We start from the raw sequence: 19,615 nt of genomic DNA, 5'->3' as shown, positions 1-19,615 counted from the left end.
GGGATGGGGAGACTGAACATGGGGGAAGTGAATATGGAAACAGCAGGCACAGAAACACTGATCTGGACCGGGTCCTACACCGCGGACCGGAATGGAAATGGCGAAGGGATCGGCGCCATCACCCTGGATACAGACGGGAAACTCACTTCGCTTGGCTTGGCCGTCGCAGCGAACTCGCCATCTTTCCTGGCCGTCCACCCAACCCTCCCTGTGCTCTATGCCGTGGCCGAGGAAGGCAAGATGGTGCGGGCTTACCGCACTACCGGCACCGCTGAACTCGAGCAAATGGGCGAGCCGTGGACGGCGGGCGAGGCCGCTTGCCATGTCGCAGCGGATCCGCAGGGGCGATTCATTGTAGTTACCTGCTGGGGTGACGGCCAAGTGATTCTGTACGAACTGGACCACGACGGCGCCATCACGTCGCGTACCACTGCGGAAGCCGCCGTCGACCCCCATCAGACCGCACCCACCGACGAGCCGCGGCCCAGCCGCGCACACTCAAGCCTCATGCTTCCCGATGGTCGCGTGATGACCACGGACCTCGGACACGACCTTGTGCGGATTTGGCGGTATGAGCCGGGCAAGGGCCTGTTGCCGGACCACCACGTGATCCTGCCCAAGGGCTCGGGCCCGCGGCACATGGTGCGGCATCCCAGCGGAACGGTATTCATCGACACGGAATACTCGATTGAGGTTGCAGCTGTCAGGGCCGAACCCCAAGGAGTCTACGAACTCACCGCCGTGGTTCCGGCCAGTGTCAACAAAGCGTTCGACGGCGACTCCGCCGCCGAGATTGCAATGTCCACTGACGGCCGGTTCGTCTATGTGGGAGTCCGGGGCTCCAACCGGATCTGCGTCCTGAAGGTGGGCGGCCAGGGCACGGACGTGACGCCCCTGGCCGATGTGCCAAGCGGGGGCGATTGGCCACGGCACCACCTGGTCTACGACAGCTGGCTCCTGGTGGCGCATGAAGGTTCCAACGACGTCCTGAGTTTCAAGCTCGACCCCGAAACCGGCCTGCCCGACGGACCCGTAGGCAGGGTGGAGACGGGGTCCCCGAGCGTGCTGGTTCCGGCGGGTTAGGCCGCCCAGACCTGGACGTCGTCCGTTCCGCAAATCAGCTTGCGGCCAGTGGGTTCAAGGACCACCCACAGCAGTTCCTGGTGCTGCGAAACGTCGTCAACACGGCCGGTACCGGCACCCCAGGCGACATCGTAGATCCAGACGCGATCCCCGGCGCCCAGTTCAGTCCACTGGGTTGCCGGCACGTGCCGGTAGTCGGCGGGCCTGTTCAGAATGGAGCTGGTCATGCTGAGACTTCGCCAGCGGTCCGGCGCCGCCAGACAGTGGGCACTCCGTTGTGCGCCGGGAGGACGTGACCTTCGGCGAACACCTGGACGGCATCGGGGTCCGAGTCCGGGCTCCAYAAACCCGAGGCCGGGCAGTGGGAACCGGTGGGCATGACACGGGTGGCTCGTTCGCGCAGGAGGGCGATGCTCTTCATCGTTGAAACTCATCCTTGGGTAGTTCAGGGCGCCGAATACTGGGAAGCAGCGCCTGGTGTGAAGCAGATCTCCTCAACCCTATGCAAGTCATGGACGGTTCGTTATAGGCAATTGCATAGCATTTCCGCATGGTGTCATGCACACGAACAGTAGGATTCCGGCCCGTTCTCCAGTAGGAAAGCGCGCCACCCGCCCAAGTAAGTCGCAGTAGAGCGCGTTTTGAGGGCTCAGAACGCGCTCTACTGCTACTCAGATGGGGTTATTTGTAGCTGACGCTCAGGAGCAGGGACTTGAGCTGGGCGTACTGCGTACTGCCCATCCAAGCCTTCGCTGCCTCGGGGGTGGCGAAGGTGGGTTGCTTGTCAGGATCGAACACAACGTATGCGTTCATGAATCCGTTGGGCATCCGGATCAGGTTGGTGCCAGAGCTAGTAATTCCTGGCTCCAGCTCGGACGACAACCGAATATCCATGGCGTAAATGGGAGGATCATCGCTGGGGCCGGAACGAGCTGAAGGCATGCCCTCGTAGGCCGGTCCGTCGTACGGGATGAATTGGATTTTGTTTGAAAAGAAGCCAAACTCCACTTGCTGGTCTGACATGTCCCTGATACCAGGAACCACTGCCCGGTCCAGGACTGTCCGATCCACCCGCCCCGCCGTGCCGTCTCCGTAGAACCCGCTGGACACAAAGGCGACCTTGTCCCCGGCGCTGTCCAGGATGGTGGCCCCTTGGGATGCGGCCTTCGTTTCCTCCGAAAGATATGGACCCTGCTCCGTCCGGACAGTCCAGCCGCTCGGGTAGTTGAAGGAGATGTGTCCATCCGGGAACGTGAATTTTTGCAAGGCTGCAACTGGTGGTGCTGTAGGTGTCGGCGTTGGTGCCACCGACGGAACGATCGCAGGAGCCGGCTGAGTGGGCGTGACCGGCGTCGGAGCGCTGGAGGGCGTCACTGATGCGCTGGCCGAAGGTGTGGCGGACATGCTTGGCGTTGGCGTTGGTTCAGGGGTTGTGACGGTGACTGCCGGCGCCGGCGTCGAGCTCACTGGCCCAAAGTTGGCCGCCACGAGGACGCCAGCCGTGACAGCTGCCGCTCCCAGCAACAACGCTCCGGCAATCCGGACCTTTCGTTTCCTGCGATCTTGGAGGGAGATCACGCCAGCCGGCACAGTGTCGCTGAAGACCCTGGGCCCGGTCAGCATACGAGCCAAAGCTTCTTCGCCGTTGATTTCGGCCTCTGGTTCCTGGGCAAGAGGGTCGATCGCGGAAATCTGGCTCTTGATCTGGTCCATCTCAGACTCCCATCTTGTGTGTAGTCGTTTCGACACCTGCAGGCATCTGTTTCCGGAAAGCACCACGTGCGCGGTGCAAGCGGACCTTGGCTGCTGATTCACTGCAGTTGAGTACCCGTGCGATTTCGGCACAGCCCAAACCATCCCAATAGGCCAGCTGGAGGATGTCCCGGTCCTGGTCGCGGAGGCGGGCCATGGCATCCTGTACAACGACGTTCTCGGAGTCGCCCCCGAAACGCTCCACCGCCGTCGTGCGTAGTTTTTCCTGCAGTGCCTGTTGCCGGTCACGGCTCCGATAAGCATTCCCGACGAGATTGCGCGCAACAGCGAGCAGGTATGGAATATCGGGTTGGGAGTCGTCGTCCCATTTCTGCCAAAGGACCCGGAAAACGTCCGCCGCGATTTCTTCGGCAATTTCCGCCGATTCCACCCTGCGGCGGACAAATCTGAAAACGGACGGATAGCTGTTTTTGTGAATGGCGATAAACGCCAGTTCGCGCTCGGAAAGCACGATTTTCCCCCTGAAAGTAGTGTCCTGAACTGCAGGATACTTCTATAGTTTCCGGCCCACGTCCCCGGGTTACACGCGGCTCGGAGAATTTTCGATAGATTCGTCTCACGGAACCCGAGCGAAAGCGTGGAAGTCACATGGTGGAATCAGGTCCCACGGCAGACTGGGCCCGCAAACAGGTGGACCAAGGCCGCGTGCCGGTGGCAGTGCTCGGAATTGCATCCAGCCACGGCATCTCCGACGTCGTTGCCTTTGGGCATGACGGCGACCGGCAGGCAACCACCGATGACCACTTTGCGCTGTTCTCAGTCACCAAACCCATCAGCGCGATGACGGTGATGCGCCAGGTTGAGCTGGGGAAATTATCGCTCGGCAATTCATTGACGGACGCGCTCCCCGGCTTCGGCGCCCACCGCACGGACACGGTTACCCTCGAACACTTGTTGAGTCACCGGTCGGGAATCATGGATACACAGCTCGACGGCGGCACTCCCCTCCGCGAGGACCTCACCAGGGCGGAGCAAGCCTTCTATGCTGGCTCGTTGGTCCAGTACTGCAATGTGGCTTTCGAGGGCGCTGCCGCCATGGCCGAATGGGCCGACGGCCGCCCGTTCGAAGAGCAGGTTCGTTCATTGGCTGAGGACACCGGCGCGAAAGGCCTCACGTTCCACACGGACTGCAACCCGCACACAGTCCGTGGCGCAGAAGAGCAAGGCCTGGACGTTGAGGGGATGTACAGGAAGAAGCACCCTGGCGCTGGGTTGTTCGGCACCGCCACGGATCTGCTCAATCTCGGCACTGAGTTGCTGCGCGATTCCGGCAAGGCAGTGCGGCCCGCCACGCTTGCGGCCATGCGCCTGCCAAGGACCACCGGGGTTTCGCACATCAGTGTCCGGCCCAAGCCTTTGCGGCACACGGGCCTCGGTTTCCAGATGCCAGCCAACGAATCCGAGCTGATCGCCCAAGGGATCTACGGTCACCCCGGGTGGGCGGGCACGGAATGGTGGATGTTCCCGGAGCAGGACCGGTGCGTCGTGTTCCTGACCAACGTGCTGGACACCCCGGACCTTGGCGTGGACACCAATGAGCTCTTCAACGCGGTGGCTGCCTCCTGAGCCCAACTATGTAGCAGCTGAGCGCGTTTTGAGCTCTCAAAACGCGCTCAGCTGCGACTTACTTGGGCTGGGGCGAGCGCATCACCCGGCCACGCCACGCGGAAACAGCCCACGCGATCACGAACAGGGCCACCAGGAGCAGGCCTGCATCGCCAAGGTCGATCTGCCCCAACCACGAAGTCAGCGGGTCCTCGAGTTCAAACGCCGCGTTGACGAATCCCCCGAGCGTGATCACGGAGATGAACAGCGCCGAGATAGCCGAGATGCCGGTAATCACCACGTTGAAGCCGAGCTTTCGCTGAGGGTCGTTGATGGCGGTCTTGTACATTTTCATCATGGCCACGCCGTTGATGGAATCGCACAGTGTCATGGCAGCGGTGAACGCGAAGGGAAGCGCCATCAAGGCGAGCGGCGAGACTCCGGCGAGTGACGCCGTCGTGGTGATAACCAGCAGTCCGATGGTGGTGGCCGTATCGAAGCCGAGGCCGAAGAGGAAGCCGATCACGTAGATATTTCGCGGCCGCTCCACTTTTGACAGGGGCTTGGCCAGCAACCGGGCAACAAATCCCTTCGCCTCGAGGTCTTCTTCTCGGATCGTTCCGCCGGCCTGGACGCTCCGGTACACCTGCGTGGCGCGCAGGAATGCCGAGCCGTTGAAGAGCCCCATCCCCAGCAGGAACAACCCCGACACTCCACTACCGATCAAGCCCAGCATCTTGTTGCCCGCCGTGCCGTCCTCCATGAATTGACCTATCAGCGTTGCGCCCGCTGTCACCAGGAGCCCTGCCAGGATCACGACGGAACTATGGCCAAGGCTGAAGGCGAACCCGACACTCACTGGGTCCTTGTGCTGGGCCACGAACTTTCGCGTGGAGTTGTCGATCGCAGCGATGTGGTCCCAGTCGTAGCTGTGCTTGACTCCAGCCACATACGCGGTGACCACCAAGCCCAGCGCAAGCGGCTGCGCCGCCCCTGCCGAACCCAGCAGCAAAAGCACGACGGCGGCAACGTGCAACGCGGCCACCGCACCGAACGTGAAAAGTAGCCGCGTCCGCAGTGGCAACTTCTCCCGGTCCCGGTACATGGCGGCGAACCCGGTCAGCGCAGTCATTAGTACTTCCTCAGGTTCACGGGTCCCTGACCATACCAACGTTCACGGAGAACTGAGGTACAGGCGCCCAGCAGATTATTGAGTTCGTCGGTGCTGTTGGACAACGATCTCAGCACAAGTCCAGTAGTACCGCCAACACTGTTGGTCAACGAAACGCCCGTGTAAGCATCATGGTCCCGCGTCAAGTGGTGCAGCTCGTCGACAAGCCCCTGATTCACCCGCGGATCAACAACCACCAACGACCCCACATGACTAAAGCCCTCCGTGAACCCCATCCCAGTCACATCGTTGACGGGTGGGAGAATCAGGAGGTTATCGAGGATCAACAATTTTGGTCCGCTGTCACCCTCGACCCAGATCTCATTCCGCATCCGCAACTCCTCATACCGGAACACCCCGCCGTCCGGCGACCATCCCGGCGTGATGACCTCGGCCATGACAAGGCTCGACGTCGGGTGGAGACTAATACGCGAATTCTGCCGATAACTCGCCTCCCGGTAGGCGATCAACTGGTCAGGCAGCAACTCCAACCGCGCCCCCTCCCCCAGCCGCACATTCATCCGCTGCTCAGCAAAGGACCCCGGAGTCCGATACACCTTCGTAGCCGACTGCGTCGTCAACAAGAGATCGGCCCCCGACTGGACCTCCACATCAATAAGGAACAAGTCAGCCCCCAAATACGCCCCGCCAGGATTAACCATGACAAAGCAAACCTGCCCCGACTGATCCAAATAATGCGGCCGCAACACTCTTAAAGCGCCCTCATGAAATTGTCGAGAAGCAACAGACCTCCCGCCCCGCACACTAACCCCAAGCTCCAACCGCCCCCGCACCCCAGCAGCCAACCCGGCGTCGGGCACCACGTTCCCCCAAGGACCGACATCGCCGGTCGGGACCACAATGTGCGTGCTCATAATCCACCAACGCCAGGTGACTGGATCGCCGAAGCGCTGGAGCTGGACATGACGGTTCGCCGAACGAGCGGTGACCCGACAGTGGAGGCTGCGAAGCCGGGGATAAGGGGCCGCGGCGTGGTGGGCACCGCGAAGCGGGCACGGCCCCTTATCCCCGGCGTAGCCGCCGGACCCAGCACAGGCAGGGACTCAAGCGGCGTCATGAGGCCAAGTCAAGCATCAGGACGTCGCGCCGGATCCAGTTCAGGACGGCGTCCAACCCTTCGTCGGTTTTGAGGTTCGTGAAGCAGAACGGTTTGTTGCCGCGGAACTCCTTGGAGTCCCGCTCCATCACTGAGAGATCTGCTCCAACATGGGGCGCGAGGTCCGTTTTGTTGATGATGAAGAGGTCGGATTTGATCATGCCTTGGCCGGCTTTGCGAGGGATTTTTTCGCCTTGGGCAACGTCGATGATGTAGATGGAGAAGTCGACGAGTTCGGGGCTGAAGGTGGCTGAGAGGTTGTCGCCGCCGGATTCGACGAAGATGACTTGAAGGTCGGGGTGCCGGGTTTTGAGTTCTTCGATGGCCGCTGTGTTCATGGAGGTGTCTTCGCGGATTGCGGTGTGGGGGCAGCCGCCGGTTTCGACGCCGATGATGCGGTCTTCGGGGAGGATGCCGTTGGCTGCAAGGATTTTGGCGTCTTCGATGGTGTAGATGTCGTTGGTGATGGCAGCCATGGAAATGTCGCCGCTCATGTGCCGGGTGATGCGCTCGACGAGTTGTGTCTTGCCGGCTCCAACCGGTCCACCGACGCCGATTTTGATGGGTTCAGACATGTGTCCTCCTGGTTAGCTCATGAACATGCGGACGCGCTGCCGCTCGTGCCGCATTTGTGAAATTTCAAGTCCGGGGCTCACTGCCCCAAAGTCGTCCCAGCACAGCTGTGCTACAATCTCGACGGCGGCAGCAACGGCGTCGTGCGCGTGCCGAAGTACCCGTTGCCCGGCGTTCTGCCCGAGCGGGATTGCGCGCACGGCGTTCTGCGTCAGGGAAGTAACGGTGGCAAACAAATACGCAGCAAGAGCCTCCTTAAAAGGAACCCCGAGGGACCGCGCGATCACCCCAAAAGCCGAGGGCTGGTGCCCCGCAGCACTACCCCCACGAACCAACGCCCTATAGGCCTCCAACTCCGCCGAAGGAAACACCTCCCCGCCAATCTCCAGAAGCCGCCCACCCATTTTCAAAGAAGCCTCCCGAACCTCCCGAGCCAACAACTGCCCCGACAACACAGAATCCAACAAACCAACATCCACCCCCTCATACAAAAACCGCACAGCCAACCCATCCGAATAAGTCAACTGCTGCCCCACAAAAACCCTCAGCCAATTGCCGAAAGTGACCTCATCACAAACCAGCTCACGATGTATGTAGCTCTCAAACCCCAAAGAATGAGCAAACGCCCCCGTAGGCAACGCAGAGTCAGTCAATTGCTGAAGAGCCAGCTGATATCCCGCGCTCAAAGCGCACCGCCGAAGGTGAGCCGACAAACCGCAGCCGGCCCGGGATTTTGGGCCGCGGTGTGGAGGGCATCGCGAAGCGGGCACGGCCCAAATCCCGGGGCGGCGCCCCAGCCACGGACACCCAACCCGACGCAGCGCACAGCTTTAGTGCGAATGCTCAGCATGGCGAAAAGGCACCGGCATGACCCGCTCCTGCCGCACATAAGGCACACCCACATGCTTCAGATAGTCCTCGACAGTGTGGTCATACTGACAAACCATGACCTCGCTGCCGTACTCAGATACCGAGTCGAAGAATTGCGCCTGCAGGTGCCGGTTGCCGAGCGAGTGCGCGACCACCCCCATTTCGTGGATGCTGCGCGGAGCAATCACGAGGACGTCTGTTGGCAGCACGGAGATGACGATGAGGTTGGTGTCGTCGGCGGCGAGGATGTCGCCGTCGCGCAGGCCGCCAGAGCCGGTGGGGAGCCGGATGCCGAGTTCTTTGCCGTGGTCGGTGGTGACGCGTTGGATGCGTTTGACGAGCAGGGCGCTGGGGAGGACGACTTTTTCTTTGTGGTGGGCGGCATAGGCTTCGGGCTGTTCGTGGAGGTTGCCGAGGATTTTTTCGATAATCATTTGGTCTCCGGGATGGTGTTTAGAAGAGGTGGTAGCGCTGCGCCATGGGCAGCACGTCGGAGGGTTCGCAGGTGGCTTCGATGCCGTCCACTGTCACTTTGTAGGTTTCGGGGTCGACGACGATGTCCGGGGTTTCGCCGTTGAATTTCAGGTCGGCTTTGCGCAGGTTCCTGATGCCGGTGACGGGCCGGATGATGCGTTCGAGTCCCAGTTCGGCCGGCACTCCGGCGTCGATCGCTGCTTTGGAGAGGAACGTGATGGACGTCTGTTGGAGTGCCTTGCCGTAAGTGGCGAACATGGGCCGCATGGTGCGGGGCTGCGGGGTGGGAATGGAGGCGTTGGAGTCGCCCATGAGTGCGTAGGCGATCTGTCCGCCTTTGATGACGAGCTCGGGTTTTACTCCGAAGAACGCGGGGTCCCACAACACCAGATCCGCGAATTTCCCTACTTCCACGGAGCCGATGACGTCGGCCATGCCCTGTGCGATGGCGGGGTTAATGGTGTATTTGGCTACATAGCGCTTGAGCCGGAAGTTGTCGGACTCCCCGCCCAAGCCTGCACCATGCACAGCCCCAGACGGATCGTGTAGAACCCCGCGTTGCCGTTTCATGGCGTCGGCCACCTGCCAGGTCCTGATGATCACTTCTCCTACGCGGCCCATTGCCTGCGAGTCCGAGGACGTGATGGCGAAGACGCCCAGATCGTGAAGGACGTCCTCGGCTGCGATGGTTTCGGCACGGATGCGGGAGTCTGCGAAGGCCACGTCTTCGGGGATGTCCGGGTTGAGGTGGTGACAGACCATGAGCATGTCCAGGTGCTCTTCAATGGTGTTCTTGGTGTACGGCAATGTGGGGTTGGTGGACGCGGGCAGTACATTGGGCAGCCCGGCAATCTTGATGATGTCCGGGGCGTGACCGCCACCTGCGCCTTCCGTGTGGAAGGTGTGAATCACCCGGCCGTCGATCGCGTTGATGGTGTCTTCCACGAAACCGCACTCGTTGAGGGTGTCCGTGTGAATCGCCACTTGGACGTCGTATTCGTCGGCCACGCGCAGGGACATGTCGATGGAGGACGTGGTGGAGCCCCAGTCCTCATGGACTTTGAGCCCGACGGCACCCGCGCGGATCTGCTCTGCGAGGGGCTCGACGGCCGACGCGTGGCCCTTGCCGAACAGGCCGATATTGATGGGGAGGCCTTCCGCGGCCTGGAGCATCCGCGAGATGTGCCAGGACCCGGGCGTGATGGTGGTGGCTTTGGTTCCTTCCGCCGGTCCTGTGCCGCCGCCCACCATCGTGGTGACGCCGCTGCAGAGTGCAGTGGGAACTTGTTCGGGGGAAATGAAGTGGATATGGGTGTCGATGCCACCGGCTGTGAGGATCTTCCGTTCGCCGGCGATGATCTCCGTGCTGGCACCGATCACGATGTCCACCCCGTCCATGATCTGCGGGTTGCCGGCTTTGCCGATCTTGAAAATGTGGCCGTCCTTGAGGGCCACATCGGCCTTGTAGATTCCCGAGTAGTCCAAGACGATGACGTTGGTGATGACCGTGTCAGGGATATCCTCCGAGCGCGTCGCCTGGCCGTTTTGGCCCATCCCATCGCGGATGACCTTGCCGCCCCCGAACACCACTTCTTCGCCGTAGACGGTGTAGTCGTTTTCAATTTCGAGGAAGAGCTCGGTGTCTGCCAAGCGGATGGCGTCACCTGTCGTCGGGCCGTACAGCTCGGCGTATTGCCGGCGGGGAAGCTCGAAGCTCATTTGGCATCTCCTTCCAGAGCCACGCCTGTCATAGCCACCGCTGCGCGAGCGGTCCCGCCAAGGCGCGCACCGCCGTCGAGCTTTCCATTGACAGCGTTACTCAAGCCGAATACCTCGCGGGAACCTGCCAACTCCACCAGGTGGACGGTCTTCTTGTCCCCGGGTTCAAAGCGGGCTGCGGTACCGGCGGGGATGTCCAGACGCCGGCCATAAGCCGCTTCACGGTCAAACTCCAGGGCACGGTTGGCTTCCGCAAAGTGGTAGTGCGAGCCAATCTGGACTGGCCGGTCACCTCGATTGACAACCTCGACGGCGATCGCCTCACGGCCGCTGTTGCAGGCGATGGGCTCGGGGCGGAGCCTGTATTCACCGGGGATCATGGGGGCTCCTATCGAATGGGGTCGTGGACAGTGACGAGCTTGGTGCCATCGGGGAACGTGGCCTCAATTTGGACGTCGTGGATCATCTCCGGCACGCCTTCCATCACGTCTTCGCGGCGCAGCAATGTGGTTCCGTAGCTCATGAGCTCCGCAACGGATTTGCCGTCCCGGGCGCCCTCGATGAGCTCGTAGCTGATGATTGCGATGGCTTCCGGATAGTTCAGCTTTAATCCGCGCGCCTGCCTTCGCCTGGCTAGATCGGCAGCCACCACGATCATGAGTTTTTCCTGCTCACGGGGCAAAAGATGCATCGATTCTCCTCAAAGCAGCTACTTGGGTGCACACGTACGGACAGTTTGTGATCAGCGTAAGGACTGGAAGTTTCAGCCACGTTTCCAGAGGGTCTCAGTCGGCTGTGGGTTTGGCCGCCGCTCGATGCTTTCGGATCTGCCATACGACCAGGATGACAACCACGACGGCGGCCACCACCAAAGCGGCACCGCGCCCCACTGTGCGGGCCAGTTCTTCGTACGAGTTCCCGGCGATGAATCCCAAGGTCACGAACAGGCCGCCCCAAAAGATGCCGCCTGTGAAGTTCCAGATGGCGAAGCGGCGGTATGGCATTCGGCTGAGCCCTGCGAGCGCGGGCATGACTGCGCGGAAAAAGGCTGTGAAGCGGCCGAGGAACACGGCGAGGCCGCCACGGCGGGCAAGGAAATCTTCGGCTTTCTGCAACTGAGCCCTTCTCTTGTCCAGGATTTTCAGGGCCATGACCCGTGGACCCAAGTGCTTGCCGATCTCGTAGCCGACTGTGTCACCGAGGATGGCTGCGGAGATGACAACCAGGATCATGCCCCACAAGGGAAGATCACCACGGCTGGCGAAGACTCCCCCTACCACGGCAGCTGTTTCGCCGGGGATTACGAAGCCGATAAACAATGCATCCTCGGCGAAGACCAACGCGAAGACGATGCAGATCACCACCAGTGGGCTGGCGTGAAGGAGTCCGTCGAACAACGACTGCATGGGGTTGAGTGTGGCAGATCAACGCGTCTGTGGGGAGTCGCTGCGGGCGCTGTTTTAATGACCGTCTATCCATAGACAGTCTAATACATCACTAATATACTAGTTGAGTACTTCACGTGAAACCCGTGATCAGCTCGATGAGGAGTTAAACAGCACATGCAGAAACTCGCACACCGGCTCGAACGTCTGGGCACCGAAACTGCGTTCAGCGTGGCGCAGGCCGCTGCCGCCTGGAAGGCCAAAGGGAACCTGGTGTACCCCTTCCACCTTGGCGACATCAATATCCCAACGGCCCCTCACATCGTTGAGGCGATGAACAAGGCAATCACCGATGGCTACACGGGCTACTGCCCGGGTCCCGGTATCCCCCAGCTTCGGGAAGCCCTCGCCGAAGACCTCGGCGCACGGCGCGGGATGGAATTCTCCCCCGACAACGTGGTGGTAATGACCGGCGGTAAGCCCGTTATCACCAAGTTCCTGCAGGCCGTCATGAACCCAGGCCAGGAGGTGCTCTACCCCAATCCAGGGTTCCCGATCTACGAATCCCAGATCGAATATCTGGGCGGCACCGCTGTGCCTTACCGCTATGTGCCTACAAGTGACGGGTTCGCGATCGATCTGGACCAGGTCCGTGCGTCCATCACCCCGAACACAGCCGCGATCATTTACAACGATCTGCAGAACCCCATCTCCGCCGAGTCGACGGCGTCCGAACGCGAGGCCATCGCCCAGATCGCGCAGGAGCACGACCTCTGGGTGCTCTCCGATGAGGCCTATTTCGAGACGCGCTACGAAGGAGTCTCAAGCTCGATTGCCTCTCTTCCAGGCATGGCCGAGCGCACCGTCATCCTGTACACGTTCAGCAAGAAGTTCGCCATGACCGGCTCACGGCTCGGCTGTGCCGTTGCCCCGCTCGAGATCGCGAAAGTGCTCAGCACTCTGAACACCAACGATGAATCGTGCACCACCCACTACGTGCAGTGGGCCGGCATCGAGGCCCTCCGTGGCCCCCAGGAACCGGTACAGCAGATGCTGGACATCCTGAAGGAACGCCGGGATACCGCGTGCGGGATCGTCAATGCCATCCCGGGAATGAGCGTGGCAGTTCCGCAGTCCACGTTCTACCTGTTCCCTGACGTCACAGAGGCCATGCAGCGGCTGGGTTACACAGCAGTGGGCGACTTCGCATCCGACGCCCTCTACAAGACTGGGGTCTCGTTCTGCACACGTGAGCACTTTGGCCGGCGCCTGCCCGGCGAGGAGCGGCAGTACATCCGGCTCGCGTACTCGGGCATCGAAGTGCCGGACATCCGCGATGGCCTGGCCCGCCTGCGTGAATGGATCGAGACGGCATGAGCCGCGTAGTCGTCACCGGACGGGTACCCGAACCCGCGCTCCAGAAGCTCCGCGCCGAACACGAAGTGGATGCTTGGGAGGGCTCGGACTCCATCAGCCGCCAGGAACTTCTGCGGCGGGTGGCAGGAGCCGATGCCATAGTGAGCCTGCTGACCGAACGCATTGACGCCGAACTGCTCGACGCCGCGGGCCCGCAGCTCAAAGTGGTCGCGAACGTCGCCGTTGGCTATGACAACATTGACGTCCCCGCCTGCACAGAACGCGGGATCGTCGCCACCAACACCCCTGGGGTGCTCACGGAGGCCACAGCGGACATCGCGTTCGGTCTGATCCTTATGGCCACGCGCCGGCTCGGCGAAGGCGAACGGCTCATCCGTTCCGGCCAGGCCTGGAAATGGGGAATGTTCTTCCTGCTCGGCAGCAGCCTCCAGGGCAAGACCCTGGGCATCGTCGGCATGGGTGGAATCGGCCAAGCCACCGCACGCCGGGCCAAGGCCTTCGGTATGGAAATCGTCTACCAGTCCCGCAGTGAAATCGACCCCGCCATCGCCGCGGAACTCGGCGCACGGCGGGTGGACCTCGACGAGTTGCTGACCATTTCCGACGTCGTCTCGCTGCACTGCCCGTACGGGCCGGCAACGCATCACCTGGTCGGCGCTGAGCAACTCACCACGATGAAGAAGTCCGCCTACCTCGTCAACACCGCACGCGGACCCATCATCGACGAAGCCGCACTCGCCTTGGCCCTTCGCGAAGGACAGATCGCCGGCGCAGGCCTGGATGTTTTCGAACAAGAGCCCAAGGTGCATCCATGGTTGCTGGAACTGGAGAACGTGACGCTTGTGCCGCACCTCGGCTCCGCCACGGTGGAAACACGCACGGCCATGGCAGTACTCGCGGCGGACAACACGCTCGCCGTGCTCAAGGGTGAACAGCCGCCTACTCCCATCAGCTAAGGGAAGCGGCAGTTGCTGTGGCGGCGGGTAAATTTCCCCCCGCCGCCACAGTCTTTAACCCCGATGAAGCATGAGGCAGGTCTACTAGTTGTTCCGGCCGCGGGCGGCGACCTTCCATGTGTCCACCACTGCGCCCTCGCGAACCACAGTGACCTCGTCCACGAGGTTCATGGCAAGGCAAACGTGGTTCGGGATCAGCCTGAGCCGCGTGCCTAGTGCCGGCAGTTCCTCGGAGTCCGGCCAAACCACGGTGGCGTGGTGTTCGGAGAGCGCTGAAATCCGGGCCTCCCGGTATTCGGGCAGGCGCCCATATCCGGTGGCCCAATCGGGGCGGTCACTGCCCAGGATCTTGCTGCCCGCGTCCACAACCACCCGCCGGACATTCCCGCCGTCGGACTCGTGGCGGCTGACCACAGTGGCAGCGACCGTCAGCGCGATGTCGTCCCACGTGCACCGTTCGAGTTCAAGCTGTTGGGCGTCACCGAAAACATAGACGCCGGGGCGCAACTCGGTGGCCAGCGTTTCGGCGTCGAGCAGTGCGGTCGGGGTGGAACCGCCGCTGATGGTGCGGACCTCAAAGCCGGCATGCTCCAGTGCAGCGGAAGCACGGCCAAGGGCCTCATTCTCGTTACCCGCCGCATCCCTTGGCATTCCGGGCTTGTAGCTGTGTCCGGGGAATGTGAAAACGCCCGCAACGTTCAGCCCGCTTGCTGCGGCCGCGCGCGCAACGTCCACCACTTCTCCGGGCAGGACTCCGCTGCGGTGATGCCCGCTGTCCACTTCGATCAGGACATGAATACTTCTGGCATCGGCGCCCAGCTGGCGGCCCATCGCCGTCGCGCTTTCCACTGAATCGGTGCCCACCGCGATGCTGCACGTTCTGGCAAGTTTCCGCAGCCGCTCCGCATGGTGCGCTTCAACCCATAGCGGGTAGGCGATGAAAATATCCGTGGCACCCCCGGCCGCGAAGACCTCGGCTTCCCCGATCGTCGCCACCGTGAGCCCAATTGCTCCGGCAGCGAGTTGCTTGGCCGCGATCTCCAGCGTCTTGTGTGTCTTCACATGAGGGCGGAGCCTCAGTCCCCTGCTCAGCATGCTTGATGCCATGCGTTGGATATTGCGGTCGAGGACATCGACGTCGATCATGATGGCGGGCGTGAGAATTCCGTCGGGGACTGCGTGGTTCATTCTTAGAACAGTAACGTCCTACGGCGACAGTAACGTCCTACGGCGCGGACTGCCGGACGCGCAGCGAGAACGCCGCTTCCGGCTGCTCCACCTTGTCCGCGGAACCTTTGCCTTCGATCCTGTTGATGAGGAGTTCGACGGCGCGCTCCGCAATTTCCGCACGGCCAGGCTCCACCGTGGTCAACGACGGCGACGCGAACCTGGCTTCGTCAATGTCGTCGAAGCCGGCCACCGCTATGTCGTCCGGGACCCGCTTGCCTCGGACCAGAAGCTCGTGCAGCGCCCCCAAGGCAACCGCGTCGTTCAAACCGAAGACGGCGTCGAACCCAACCTCGCTGTCCAGCAGCCGGGCGATCGCGTCCGCACCGGCGTCGCGCCGCCACTCGCAGTCGATCACGAGGGCTGGGTCGTACTCCACACCGGCGGCAGCGAGCGCAGCTTTGTAGCCGTTAAGGCGCAGGCCGTTGCTGCCGGTTGTGTCGCCGTCGTGCGCGCCCAAAACGGCTATGCGACGGCGGCCTCCCGCCAGCAGGTGCGCGGTGACGGCTGCCGCTGCCTCGTGGTTTTGGATGAGGACCATGTCCAGCCGCGGGTCCTGCACGAATTCGCCCAGGAGGACCAGCGGTTTCTTGCCGGCGGCTTGGATGATCTGCTCGGCATCCAGCGACAGCGGGATGAAGAGGAGCCCGTCCGTGAGGCTGCGGAACTGGCCTTGAAGCGCAGATTTTTCGTGGTCGGCAGCGTTGCCGGACTGCTCGACGAGGACCCGGTAGCCGCGCGCCCATGCCGCCTTCATGATGTCCGAGGCGAGCTCGGCATAGTACGGAACCGAGAGGTCGCTCAGCACCAGCCCGAGCATGCTGGTCTTGCCGGAACGGAGGCTGCGGGCCGTCAGGTTGGTTTCGTATCCGAGTTCTTCGATCGCATCCAGGACGCGCTGCTTGGTTGCGGGGCGGATGAACTCGTAGTTGTTGATGACGTTGGAAACCGTCTTCAAGGAGACCCCCGCGGCCCGCGCGACGTCGTTCATGGTGACGGCCATCAATGTGCTCCTTCAATCCCTGCGCCCCGGATCCGATCGCCGGGGTTGCTGGGATACATCGTTGCAGATCGGCTGGCTCTGTTGCGCTGCATGGCGCAGGCGTAGTGTCGGTAGTAGGAGATTTCGGGTGGTGTGGGTCCGGGGTTGAATATCCGGGCCGCGCGCGAACTCGAGCGCACTGCCGCCAGCCGGAGTCCGTCGCTCTGGCGTTGCCGGGAATGAGGCCGCATGGCCCAGAACGATGCAGTACCCACAGCGGAACAGTTGCAGGACCTGCTGTTGGAGAGCCCCGGCTTTACGGAATTCCTTCTGGGTTTGACCACCATTTCGGCTTCCTTGTTGGGCGGGGATGTCCCCATGCTGTGCGCCATCACCGTTGAGCGGGACGGAGGTCCGTCCACGGTGGCCAGCAGCACGGAGGCGGCTCAGCGTCTGGATGAAAAGCAGTATGAGTTCGACGACGGTCCGTGCCTTACGGCGCTCCGGGAGCAGCACACCGTCTTGGTTGAGGACCTTCAGGCAGACATCGACTGGCAACATTACGCCGACGCTGTTTCGCAGGAAGGTATCACCACCATGCTGGCGGTACCGATCGCAACAGACGACGACTCACGGGCGGCCTTGAACTGCTATTCCACCCAAGCAGGCACCTTCGATACAGAGACCGTGGCATCCATAGTGAAGCACGCAGAATCCTTATCGAGGATTCTGCGGCTGGCCCTGCGCCTGCACACCCCGGACCCATATCCCGTGCATCTGCGCTCCGCGTTGGAGTCGCGTGCGATAGTCGACGCGGCTATTTCCCTCATCATGATCCAGAACCGTTGCAGCAGGGACGCAGCCATCAGGCTCATCCAGTTGGCGTCGCGCAACAGCGACAGGCGGCTCCACGAAATAGCCGAAGACATTCTGAAGCGGGCCGGGCTCGAAGAAAAGGAGGGTAGGTAGCTCTATGAATGCCGAACCTTGGGAGGCACCGGAACACGATGGAAGATTTGACCAGCGCATGCACGCCGCGGACAGATTTCGAAACGGAAATGTAAGCCTTAACAGTCTGTGGACCTACTACTTCGGCATTGGAGGGGACGCCGATGAGCTGGTGCTGGACGCCTACCTCAACGGACTTCTGGTCCTTGCCCCAGGCCAGATGGAACTCGTAGATACTGCCTTCAGGGAACTCACCGCAGACGGCCGGACAGAACCGGCCGGCCAGCAGGGCGGAGGAATAGTAAGGAAAGACAATGACTGAAACCCAGCCATCACGGTACGTTAACAGCCCTCTCCCTTTCCCCGGTCCCGTTGAAGATCACGTGGATCTGACGGACTTCGTGGAACATCTGCAGGATCTCTTGGTGGAGAATGCCGATATCCGTGAATTCCTCCAGGACCTCGCCGCATTGATCGCAAAGAAGCTCACCCGGAACGGCAACACGATTGCCTGCGGAGTCACCGTCATCCGGCAGAAGAAACCGGTGGCCGTGGCCGATAGCGATACCCTTGCCAGGAAGTTGGACGAGATCCAGAACAGCTTCCGCGATGGCCCTTGCCTTTCTGCCCTTCGCACACGCACTATCACCCACGTCCCGGACGTCCACGACGAAGATCGCTGGCCCGAGTACATGCGGGCTGCTGCGGCCACCAATGTGGGTTCTATCCTGGCCTTTCCCATGGAATTGAACAGCACCGCGGAGGCCGTGGTGAATCTCTATTCCACTCGCACTCACGGTTTTTCCCACGAGGATATTTTGTCGGCAGAGCGTGTCACGGCCACCGGCGCCAAAGCCCTCCATCTGGCCTTGAAGATCGCCCAGCTTCGGGACGCCCGCGAGAACCTCACCGCCGCTCTGGAATCCCGCACGATCATCGACACCGCCGTCGGAATCATCATGGCGCAGAACCGCTGCAGCCGGGACGCGGCTTTCCAAATCCTCGTCAGCGCGTCCAGCCACCGCAACATCAAACTTCGCGTAGTGGCCCAAGGGATCATCGCCCGCAGCTTTCGAGGAATAGCAAGCAACCTGTCTACATGCGGTTTTTCTGGTCCGAAACCCATTAGGCTGGGATTTAGAACACGGGAGTCCAGCGATTTCAAAGATTGTTTCAGTCGGCCAGCCGACCTGAACGGCCGGGAAGAAGATCATGACCAAGAAGCAGCTTCCTCTGGATGAGCTTTCGGGCGCCATCGGCCGGATTCTGGGCCTCTTGTTGACCGAGGAAAAGGTTGACCAAGCCGTTCAGAGCCTCTCCCAGGCCATCAAGGAATCCGTACCCGGCACGCTCGGTGCAGGGGTCTCCATCCTCGATTCGCAGGCACGGAGGACCAGCACCGGATTCACGGACAGCATCGTGGAGCAGGCAGACTTCCTGCAATATGAGTTGGGCCAAGGTCCTTGCCTGACGGCGTGGGCTTCGGAAGAACCTGTGCTGATCGAGGATTTGGGCACGGACCCGCGGTGGCCGGAATGGCGCACTGCTGTCAGCTCTCTTCCCATCAAATCGGTGGTCAGCGCGCCTCTTATCGCAAACGGGCACAGCATTGGCGCTATGAAGGTCTACGCTTCCCAGGCCTTTGTCTATGACAACAACACGGCCTCCCTTATGGGCCTGTTTTCCTCTCCTGCTGCGACCCTTCTCTCCCACATTCAAAGCACCGAGACACCCAAGCGCATCAGTGAGGGCCTGCAGGCCGCCCTGCACAGCCGCGATGTGGTCAACCGGGCCTGCGGGATTTTGATGGAACGGCACAAAATCACTCATGAACGGGCCCTGCAGCAATTGATAGGGGACGCCCGAGACCACAGCAGAACCCTGCAGGACGTCAGCGCCGAGCTTGTAGCCGGGATCCCGGCAGACCACAGCTAAGGCCGCAGGATATGGGCTTCGAACGTAAAGAACCCGAGCAACGCCGAAGGCTCCTGGAAGCCCTCTCCGCGGCGCGGATCAACACGGGCACGCTGTGGCTGCAGTACTTCAGCATCGGCGGGTCCGTGGGTGAGTATGAAGTGGAGGCGTACTTGCAGGGAATGCTGTCCGTTCCGGAACTGGAAAGGGATCTCCTTGCCATGGCAGCGAACGAGCTCCTGAACAGCCAAGCCGGTCCCCACGCACCATATGCTGACGAGCTTCCCTCCTCGGATTCGAACGGTTCCGAACCTGGTTCTGGTGACGCCGAGCGGGGTTCCGCCGACTCCGAGTCCGGTTCCGGGCCTAACATTCCCGGTGACGAAGCCGATCCCTCCTAGCCGTCACACAGCGCTCATCCATCTGCAACGCCCCGGCAACATGAATGCGGAAGGCTGTAGTTACGAGGCCGATCGGCCCAAAACGACAGCAAACTGGCTG

Annotated in this window: 24 protein-coding genes; 9 read left to right on the top strand and 15 right to left on the bottom strand. The window is 61.6% G+C overall.

Going from position 1 to position 19,615, the window contains the following annotated elements; genetic code table 11:
• The first annotated feature begins 18 nt into the window (after window positions 1-18).
• A complete protein-coding gene (locus AC1DCM_RS07750) occupies window positions 19-1,083 on the top strand; it encodes a lactonase family protein (protein WP_477517867.1) in 1,065 nt (354 codons plus the stop codon).
• On the opposite strand, the gene AC1DCM_RS07745 is transcribed toward AC1DCM_RS07750, so the two are convergent.
• From AC1DCM_RS07745 to AC1DCM_RS07730, 4 genes are all read right to left on the bottom strand, one after another.
• Entirely contained in the window at window positions 1,080-1,310 is a 231-nt protein-coding gene (locus AC1DCM_RS07745; RefSeq protein WP_477517866.1) for a hypothetical protein, read from the bottom strand. The two genes, AC1DCM_RS07750 and AC1DCM_RS07745, sit on opposite strands and share 4 nt — an antisense overlap.
• Entirely contained in the window at window positions 1,307-1,504 is a 198-nt protein-coding gene (locus AC1DCM_RS07740; protein ID WP_442016274.1) for a hypothetical protein, read from the bottom strand. Before AC1DCM_RS07740 ends, AC1DCM_RS07745 begins: the two co-directional genes overlap by 4 nt.
• A gap of 260 nt (window positions 1,505-1,764) precedes the next feature.
• Window positions 1,765-2,796 carry a hypothetical protein gene (locus AC1DCM_RS07735; protein WP_477517865.1) on the bottom strand — a complete coding sequence of 344 codons (1,032 nt, stop codon included), beginning with the start codon at window positions 2,794-2,796 and terminating at the stop codon, window positions 1,765-1,767.
• 1 nt (window position 2,797) lies between these two features.
• Window positions 2,798-3,307, bottom strand: coding sequence for an RNA polymerase sigma factor (locus tag AC1DCM_RS07730; protein ID WP_477517864.1), 510 nt, complete (start codon window positions 3,305-3,307; stop codon window positions 2,798-2,800).
• Window positions 3,308-3,444: 137 nt separating this feature from the next.
• Here AC1DCM_RS07730 and AC1DCM_RS07725 point away from each other — a divergent pair, with 137 nt between their 5' ends.
• Window positions 3,445-4,422 carry a serine hydrolase domain-containing protein gene (locus AC1DCM_RS07725; protein ID WP_477517863.1) on the top strand — a complete coding sequence of 326 codons (978 nt, stop codon included), beginning with the start codon at window positions 3,445-3,447 and terminating at the stop codon, window positions 4,420-4,422.
• A 58-nt stretch (window positions 4,423-4,480) separates the two neighbouring features.
• Here the strand turns inward: AC1DCM_RS07725 and AC1DCM_RS07720 are convergent, their stop codons facing one another.
• From AC1DCM_RS07720 to AC1DCM_RS07680, 9 genes are all read right to left on the bottom strand, one after another.
• Window positions 4,481-5,533 (bottom strand): HoxN/HupN/NixA family nickel/cobalt transporter, encoded by a 1,053-nt coding sequence (locus AC1DCM_RS07720; RefSeq protein ID WP_477517862.1) that lies wholly within the window; start codon window positions 5,531-5,533, stop codon window positions 4,481-4,483.
• Window positions 5,533-6,396: an urease accessory protein UreD gene (locus tag AC1DCM_RS07715; RefSeq protein WP_477518012.1), complete on the bottom strand. Its 864-nt coding sequence runs from the start codon at window positions 6,394-6,396 to the stop codon at window positions 5,533-5,535. Before AC1DCM_RS07715 ends, AC1DCM_RS07720 begins: the two co-directional genes overlap by 1 nt.
• 250 nt (window positions 6,397-6,646) lie before the next feature.
• The gene (gene ureG, locus AC1DCM_RS07710) at window positions 6,647-7,264 is read right to left on the bottom strand and encodes an urease accessory protein UreG (RefSeq protein ID WP_377653954.1); all 618 of its coding nucleotides are present in this window, start codon (window positions 7,262-7,264) and stop codon (window positions 6,647-6,649) included.
• Window positions 7,265-7,276: 12 nt separating this feature from the next.
• Window positions 7,277-7,948, bottom strand: coding sequence for an urease accessory protein UreF (locus AC1DCM_RS07705; RefSeq protein ID WP_477517861.1), 672 nt, complete (start codon window positions 7,946-7,948; stop codon window positions 7,277-7,279).
• Window positions 7,949-8,092: 144 nt separating this feature from the next.
• On the bottom strand, window positions 8,093-8,566 hold the full coding sequence (gene ureE, locus AC1DCM_RS07700; protein ID WP_477517860.1) for an urease accessory protein UreE: 474 nt from the start codon (window positions 8,564-8,566) through the stop codon (window positions 8,093-8,095).
• A gap of 19 nt (window positions 8,567-8,585) precedes the next feature.
• Entirely contained in the window at window positions 8,586-10,325 is a 1,740-nt protein-coding gene (ureC, locus tag AC1DCM_RS07695) for an urease subunit alpha (RefSeq protein ID WP_477517859.1), read from the bottom strand.
• Complete coding sequence (locus tag AC1DCM_RS07690; protein ID WP_442016263.1) at window positions 10,322-10,705, bottom strand: urease subunit beta; 384 nt, start codon at window positions 10,703-10,705, stop codon at window positions 10,322-10,324. The genes ureC and AC1DCM_RS07690 overlap by 4 nt, the downstream gene beginning before the upstream one ends.
• A gap of 8 nt (window positions 10,706-10,713) precedes the next feature.
• A complete protein-coding gene (locus AC1DCM_RS07685; RefSeq protein WP_431117499.1) occupies window positions 10,714-11,016 on the bottom strand; it encodes an urease subunit gamma in 303 nt (100 codons plus the stop codon).
• A 94-nt stretch (window positions 11,017-11,110) separates the two neighbouring features.
• Window positions 11,111-11,731, bottom strand: coding sequence for a DedA family protein (locus tag AC1DCM_RS07680; RefSeq protein ID WP_477517858.1), 621 nt, complete (start codon window positions 11,729-11,731; stop codon window positions 11,111-11,113).
• Between the two features lie 156 nt (window positions 11,732-11,887).
• On the opposite strand from AC1DCM_RS07680, the gene AC1DCM_RS07675 reads away from it, so the two are divergent.
• Together AC1DCM_RS07675 and AC1DCM_RS07670 are read left to right on the top strand one after the other, a co-directional pair.
• Window positions 11,888-13,087, top strand: coding sequence for a pyridoxal phosphate-dependent aminotransferase (locus AC1DCM_RS07675; RefSeq protein ID WP_477517857.1), 1,200 nt, complete (start codon window positions 11,888-11,890; stop codon window positions 13,085-13,087).
• Window positions 13,084-14,043, top strand: coding sequence for a 2-hydroxyacid dehydrogenase (locus tag AC1DCM_RS07670; protein WP_477517856.1), 960 nt, complete (start codon window positions 13,084-13,086; stop codon window positions 14,041-14,043). Before AC1DCM_RS07675 ends, AC1DCM_RS07670 begins: the two co-directional genes overlap by 4 nt.
• Window positions 14,044-14,127: 84 nt before the next feature.
• Here the strand turns inward: AC1DCM_RS07670 and AC1DCM_RS07665 are convergent, their stop codons facing one another.
• The gene (locus AC1DCM_RS07665) at window positions 14,128-15,231 is read right to left on the bottom strand and encodes a D-TA family PLP-dependent enzyme (RefSeq protein ID WP_477517855.1); all 1,104 of its coding nucleotides are present in this window, start codon (window positions 15,229-15,231) and stop codon (window positions 14,128-14,130) included.
• A 37-nt stretch (window positions 15,232-15,268) separates the two neighbouring features.
• On the bottom strand, window positions 15,269-16,273 hold the full coding sequence (locus AC1DCM_RS07660) for a LacI family DNA-binding transcriptional regulator (RefSeq protein ID WP_477517854.1): 1,005 nt from the start codon (window positions 16,271-16,273) through the stop codon (window positions 15,269-15,271).
• Between the two features lie 228 nt (window positions 16,274-16,501).
• On the opposite strand from AC1DCM_RS07660, the gene AC1DCM_RS07655 reads away from it, so the two are divergent.
• The 5 genes from AC1DCM_RS07655 to AC1DCM_RS07635 are packed head-to-tail and all read left to right on the top strand — an operon-like array spanning window position 16,502 to window position 19,515.
• On the top strand, window positions 16,502-17,221 hold the full coding sequence (locus AC1DCM_RS07655) for a GAF and ANTAR domain-containing protein (protein WP_477517853.1): 720 nt from the start codon (window positions 16,502-16,504) through the stop codon (window positions 17,219-17,221).
• Window positions 17,222-17,225: 4 nt separating this feature from the next.
• Window positions 17,226-17,522 (top strand): hypothetical protein, encoded by a 297-nt coding sequence (locus AC1DCM_RS07650; RefSeq protein ID WP_477517852.1) that lies wholly within the window; start codon window positions 17,226-17,228, stop codon window positions 17,520-17,522.
• Window positions 17,515-18,441, top strand: coding sequence for an ANTAR domain-containing protein (locus tag AC1DCM_RS07645; RefSeq protein ID WP_477517851.1), 927 nt, complete (start codon window positions 17,515-17,517; stop codon window positions 18,439-18,441). The genes AC1DCM_RS07650 and AC1DCM_RS07645 overlap by 8 nt, the downstream gene beginning before the upstream one ends.
• On the top strand, window positions 18,413-19,135 hold the full coding sequence (locus AC1DCM_RS07640; RefSeq protein WP_477517850.1) for a GAF and ANTAR domain-containing protein: 723 nt from the start codon (window positions 18,413-18,415) through the stop codon (window positions 19,133-19,135). The genes AC1DCM_RS07645 and AC1DCM_RS07640 overlap by 29 nt, the downstream gene beginning before the upstream one ends.
• 11 nt (window positions 19,136-19,146) lie before the next feature.
• The gene (locus tag AC1DCM_RS07635; RefSeq protein WP_477517849.1) at window positions 19,147-19,515 is read left to right on the top strand and encodes a hypothetical protein; all 369 of its coding nucleotides are present in this window, start codon (window positions 19,147-19,149) and stop codon (window positions 19,513-19,515) included.
• The last annotated feature ends 100 nt before the right edge of the window (window positions 19,516-19,615 follow it).

Source organism: Paenarthrobacter sp. 10N417 (genome assembly GCF_056394745.1).
Note: the sequence above shows the minus strand (reverse complement) of the source record. Positions and strands in the feature narration are given on the sequence as shown.

Bases quoted from the DNA above. Each gene is read 5' to 3' on its own strand.
- AC1DCM_RS07650 (WP_477517852.1), top strand. From the start codon at position 17,226: ATGAATGCCGAACCTTGGGAGGCACCGGAACACGATGGAAGATTTGAC.
- ureC (WP_477517859.1), bottom strand. From the start codon at position 10,325: ATGAGCTTCGAGCTTCCCCGCCGGCAATACGCCGAGCTGTACGGCCCG.
- ureE (WP_477517860.1), bottom strand. From the start codon at position 8,566: ATGATTATCGAAAAAATCCTCGGCAACCTCCACGAACAGCCCGAAGCC.
- AC1DCM_RS07665 (WP_477517855.1), bottom strand. From the start codon at position 15,231: ATGAACCACGCAGTCCCCGACGGAATTCTCACGCCCGCCATCATGATC.
- AC1DCM_RS07685 (WP_431117499.1), bottom strand. From the start codon at position 11,016: ATGCATCTTTTGCCCCGTGAGCAGGAAAAACTCATGATCGTGGTGGCT.
- AC1DCM_RS07680 (WP_477517858.1), bottom strand. From the start codon at position 11,731: ATGCAGTCGTTGTTCGACGGACTCCTTCACGCCAGCCCACTGGTGGTG.
- AC1DCM_RS07720 (WP_477517862.1), bottom strand. From the start codon at position 5,533: ATGACTGCGCTGACCGGGTTCGCCGCCATGTACCGGGACCGGGAGAAG.
- AC1DCM_RS07675 (WP_477517857.1), top strand. From the start codon at position 11,888: ATGCAGAAACTCGCACACCGGCTCGAACGTCTGGGCACCGAAACTGCG.
- AC1DCM_RS07655 (WP_477517853.1), top strand. From the start codon at position 16,502: ATGGCCCAGAACGATGCAGTACCCACAGCGGAACAGTTGCAGGACCTG.
- AC1DCM_RS07745 (WP_477517866.1), bottom strand. From the start codon at position 1,310: ATGACCAGCTCCATTCTGAACAGGCCCGCCGACTACCGGCACGTGCCG.
- AC1DCM_RS07725 (WP_477517863.1), top strand. From the start codon at position 3,445: ATGGTGGAATCAGGTCCCACGGCAGACTGGGCCCGCAAACAGGTGGAC.
- AC1DCM_RS07670 (WP_477517856.1), top strand. From the start codon at position 13,084: ATGAGCCGCGTAGTCGTCACCGGACGGGTACCCGAACCCGCGCTCCAG.
- AC1DCM_RS07690 (WP_442016263.1), bottom strand. From the start codon at position 10,705: ATGATCCCCGGTGAATACAGGCTCCGCCCCGAGCCCATCGCCTGCAAC.
- AC1DCM_RS07735 (WP_477517865.1), bottom strand. From the start codon at position 2,796: ATGGACCAGATCAAGAGCCAGATTTCCGCGATCGACCCTCTTGCCCAG.
- AC1DCM_RS07750 (WP_477517867.1), top strand. From the start codon at position 19: ATGGGGGAAGTGAATATGGAAACAGCAGGCACAGAAACACTGATCTGG.
- AC1DCM_RS07640 (WP_477517850.1), top strand. From the start codon at position 18,413: ATGACCAAGAAGCAGCTTCCTCTGGATGAGCTTTCGGGCGCCATCGGC.
- ureG (WP_377653954.1), bottom strand. From the start codon at position 7,264: ATGTCTGAACCCATCAAAATCGGCGTCGGTGGACCGGTTGGAGCCGGC.
- AC1DCM_RS07635 (WP_477517849.1), top strand. From the start codon at position 19,147: ATGGGCTTCGAACGTAAAGAACCCGAGCAACGCCGAAGGCTCCTGGAA.
- AC1DCM_RS07660 (WP_477517854.1), bottom strand. From the start codon at position 16,273: ATGGCCGTCACCATGAACGACGTCGCGCGGGCCGCGGGGGTCTCCTTG.
- AC1DCM_RS07645 (WP_477517851.1), top strand. From the start codon at position 17,515: ATGACTGAAACCCAGCCATCACGGTACGTTAACAGCCCTCTCCCTTTC.